Consider the following 4,707-nt stretch of genomic DNA (forward strand, 5'->3'; position numbering starts at 1 on the left):
TCAGGAGTAGAAGCCATCCAAGGTCTCCTTGTTCTGCTCAGCGACAACGCCGCGCTTGACCTTGAGCGACGGGGTCAATTGGCCACCGTCGACGGAGAGGTCGTGGTCGAGCACCGCCCACTTCTTGATCGTCTCCCACCGGTTCAGGCTGGCGTTCAGCTTCTTGACGTGCTCGTCGATCATGTCGTGCACCTCGTCGGATTTCGTGAGGTCCTCATAGGACTTGCCGCTCAGCCCGTTGTCCTTGGCCCACCCGCTGATCGAGTCTTCGTCCAGAGTGACCAGAGCCGCAGCGAAGTTCTTGCCCTCGCCGAACACCATGAACTGACTGGCATACGGGCACAGCGTCGCGAATTTCGCCTCGATCGCCGGCGGTGCGACGTACTTGCCGTTGGACAGCTTGAACAGTTCCTTGATCCGGCCGGTGATCGACAGGAAGCCGTCGTCGTCGAGCTTGCCCTGATCTCCGGTGGACAGCCAACCATCCTTCAGCGCATCGGCGGTCGCGTCGTCCAAGTGGTGATAGCCGGCCATCACACAGTCGCTGCGGAACTGCACCTCGCCGGCGTCGCTGATGCGGACCTCGGTGCCGTCGAATGGCAGGCCGACGGTGCCGAGCTTGTAGTTGTCCGGCCGGTTGATGAAGCCCGCGCCGGAGGATTCGGTGAGACCGTAACCCTCCAGGATCAAAACGCCTGCCGCTTCGAACCATTCGGCGATGTCGCGGTTCAGCGGTGCGGAACCGGAGATGAAGAATCGGATCCGCCCCCCGAACACGTCGCGGATCTTGGCGAACACCAGCCGGTCGAACAGCCGCTCCTGCAGCACCAAATGCGGCCAGACGAATTTGCCCTCCCGGCGGCGGCGGGCGACCTCTTTGCCCACCGCGAACGCCCACCCGAATAGGACGGCCTGGGCGCCTTTCTGCTGCGTGACGATCTTGTTGTACGCCTTTTCGAAGATGCGCGGCGCGGCGCCCATAAACGTCGGTTTCACGATCCCGCAGTTCTCGACGATCTTGTCGACGCGCCCATCGATCGCGGTGGCGAAACCGCACGCCACCTGAGTGGCGATCAGCACCTTGCCGAAGGCGTGCGCCAGTGGCAGCCACAGCAGCTGCAGATCGTTTCCGTCGAGCAGACCCATGTCGGAGATCACGCCGCCGGTGTAGACCCAGGCCTGGTGGCGCAGCCGCACACCTTTCGGCTTGCCGGTGGTCCCGGACGTGTAGATCAGCGTCGCCAACTGCTCGGGCTTGATCTCGTCGGCGACCTTGCTTACGCAGTCGGCGTGCTCGGCCAGGTACTTCGCGCCCTGGTCGGCCAGGTCGTCCAGGGTGATCACCCAGTCGTCGTCCGAGGTTCCATCGAACAGCACAACCTTGGTCAGATTCGGCAGCTCGCTGCGCTGCTCGGTCAGCTTCTCGAGCTGGCTGTCGTCCTCGGCGAAGACGATCTTCGAGCCGGAGTCGGCCAGGATGTAGGCGGTGTCCTCAGCGTTCGTGCTCGGGTAGACGGTGGTGGTCGCCGCGCCCGCGCACAGGATCGCCAGGTCGGCCAGGATCCATTCCAGCCGGGTGGCCGAGGCGATGCCGACTCGGTCCTCGGGCTCGACACCGAGCGCCAGCAGGCCGGCCGCCAAGGCCTCCACCCGCTCGGCGGCCTGGTTCCACGTGACCGAGGTCCAGTCGCCGTTCTCGGGGATGCGGAAGGCCTCGTTGTCTCCTGACTTTTCAACGCGCTGCAGGAACAACTGCGCCAAATTGTCGGCTCGGTCTGGGTTAGCACTCGTCTGGGCCATCGGACTTCCCTCTGCTCTCAGCGACATCGCGTCGGCTATCCATGACGATCCGCTGCGCCCGGCTTCGCCGCGCTTGCGCTCGTCATGGATTGATCTTGCTGGGAGTGCCCACCGCTGTCTGGACAAAACGTGAATTCGCTGCTCGATTGAGATGGCACGGCGCAAAAACCCGCGTAGACCAGGTCCGCGTCGGCTAGCCGTGATGCGACAGTAGAGCCAGGTGCTGCAGGTCGGTGACGTATTTGTCGATCAGCGCGCTCGACAGGTGGGGAATGTCCTTGTCCGGGCCGATTTTGGCCGCCCGTACAGCGGTTTGAAACACCTCGGTGGGGGTCGGGCTGCCGCGCAGCGGTTTTTCGGGTTGGCGATAGGCACCGAGCAGCGGCAGCACCGACTGCTGTCGTTGCTTCTCCGGTAGCGCCTTCAACGTGGTTTCAAACCGGGCGAGCCACTCGTTGTAGTCGCCAATCCGATGGATCTTGTGGCCGGCGTCGATCAACCAATCCACGAAGGTGTCCAAAGAGATGCCGTCGTCGTACGGATTCTCCACATCGAACGAACGGAACCCGTCGGTGACCTGCTTCCCCAGCGTGGTGACGGCCTCGGCAACGAAGTCGGCGGGCACGCCGGCGTAGTGCGCCCTGGCTCGATTTCCCGCCGAGTCGGTCTGATAGAACGACTCCGGAGCGATACCCGTTGTCAGCAGGCTCAAGAGCAGTCTGGTGAAATTGTCAACCACGTTGAGCTGCCCGACATATCGGCTGTGGGCCAGGATCATGTCGGAGCGGAAAACCGCCACCGGCAGGCCGCACAGGTCAAATGCCTCGCGCAGCAGGACTTCCCCGGCCCACTTGCTGTTCCCGTAGCCGTTGGCGTACGAGTCGTCGACCGCGCGCGCAGGGCTGATGGCGCGGATATCGCCATCCTCGACAAACTTCTCGGGCGCGATCTGCATGGCGACCGCCACCGTCGACATGAAGGTGACCGGTTTGATCCGCGAGGAGATCGCCAGCTTGATCACCTCGGCGGTACCGACGACATTGGGGCCGAACAGTTGCGCGTAGGGCAACACGTGATTGACCAACGCGCCGACGTGCGAGATCAGGTCCACGCTTTCGGCCAATCGCTGCCAGGTTGCGTCGTCGAGGCCGAGGTTGGGCTCGCCGATGTCGCCGGCGATGACTTCCAGGTGCTCGGTGGCCAACTCACGGAAGTGACCGAGCAGCTGGGGGTCTCCGCTGTCGAAGACCTTCGCCAGGCGCGCACTTGCCACCTCGGCATCGGTGCCGCGGATGATGGTGATCAGCTTGCCGCCGGTGCGGGACAGCCGTTCCAGCCATTCCAGCGTCACGAAACGACCGAGGTAGCCGTTGGCGCCGGTCAGCAGAACGGTCTGCGGCTCTGCGGCGGCTCGCGGCAGCGTCTTGGCCGTGGTCAAAGTCGCGGTGTCGATGAACCTGCCCAGTGTCAAATCGCTTGCGTAGACGGTGGTTTCGCCCTTGCCGTGGATGGTGGCGAAGGTGGGGCGCGTCGAACCCGACCGGCGCTCGGTCTCGATGTAGTCGGCGATCTGGCTCAGGTCACTCGCGGGACTGACAATCACCCCGACCGACACCTCGACGCCCAGCAACTCCTGAAGCAAATTGGAGAACGTCAGCGCAGACAGCGAATCCCCGCCCAGGTCGGTGAAATGGGCAGTGGGATTCACGCCGTCGCCGCCTGATCCGAGCACCGCCCGCGCGGCCCCGATAACGGTGTTTAGCACCGGCTGCTCTGCCGCCGCCTGGCGCAACGCCCGGAGCTCGCTCACCTGTGCGGCGGCCAGCTCGGCGTAGAGCTGCTCTAAACGTGCACCGTAGGCATCTTTGAGCTTGGGTCGTAGATTCTTGCCGACCCCGGACAGCAAACCGTTGGCCGCGCTGAATGGTTCGGTCTCGATCAGAAAGTCGGCGGGCACCTCATAGGACTGCAGCTCGGCGGCTGTCGCGGTCTGCTGCAGCGATTCTCGTAGCGCGGCCTTGAGCGCGGTGGTGTCATCACCGAACTGCGACAGCGCTTCAGCGGTGGGGACGATCACGGCCAGCAGGTACGAGCGTTCGCTGTTGCCGTAGACGAAGACTTGTCGCACCAGGGGCGCCGCACTGAACGCGGCTTCCAAGTTCGCGACGGCCACGAACTCACCGTTTGCGAGCTTGAGGACGTTTTTGCGCCGATCGACATAGACGACGTGATCGGGTGCGATCTCGGCCATCACGTCGCCGGTGCGGTAGTAGCCGTCTTCGTCGAACGCCTCGGCGGTGACCTCGGGCCGCTTGTAATAGCCGGGTGTGCTGTTCTCCGATTTGACCAAAAGTTCGCCGCGCGGGTACGGCTTGTCCGTGGTGAAATAGCCCAGCTCGGGGACGTCGATGAGTTTGTAGTCGAGCACCGACGGGCGGACGATGATGCCGTCGCGGGTGACCGGGACGACTTCGGTCAAGCCATACAGGTCGCCGACGTGCACGTCGAGGCACGTCTCCAGGAATTCCTTCAGCTCGGCGGCCAGCGGGGCGGTGCTGACGGAGGTGCGCAGCACCCGGCCGCCGAGCTGGTGGTCCCGCAATTCGAGGGCGGCTTCCTGCTCGGCGTCGGCGAGGTCGGCGCCCTCCAAGTTGATCCGGTCGACCGCCGACCGGTAGTGCTGAAAGAGCATTTCGACAACCCTGGGCACCAGCAGCACATCAGTCGGTCGCACCAGTGCCCAGTCGTCGAACAACGTCGACAAGTCCGACTCCGCAACGAAATAACTGGTGCCGCCGTTCAAAAAGGCCGCCGCCAACGGCATCCGCCCGGCGATGTGGTTCAGCGGCATGAACTTCACGTTGAACACCGGGTGTTCAGTCTCGAAAAGCGATGAGGTGTAGATCC

Annotated in this window: 2 protein-coding genes; both read right to left on the reverse strand. The window is 63.8% G+C overall.

Annotation, left to right across the window (positions count from 1 at the left end; all coding sequences use genetic code 11):
* Positions 1–1,800, reverse strand: a complete 1,800-nt coding sequence (locus VN856_RS22580; RefSeq protein ID WP_325693204.1) for a long-chain fatty acid--CoA ligase — start codon at positions 1,798–1,800, stop codon at positions 1–3.
* Positions 1,801–1,993: 193 nt separating this feature from the next.
* On the reverse strand, positions 1,994–4,707 hold a 2,714-nt coding region (car, locus tag VN856_RS22585), incomplete at its 5' end, for a carboxylic acid reductase (protein WP_325693205.1).

Origin of the sequence: Mycobacterium sp. (assembly GCF_035603715.1) — a bacterium.
GTDB lineage: Bacteria > Actinomycetota > Actinomycetes > Mycobacteriales > Mycobacteriaceae > Mycobacterium.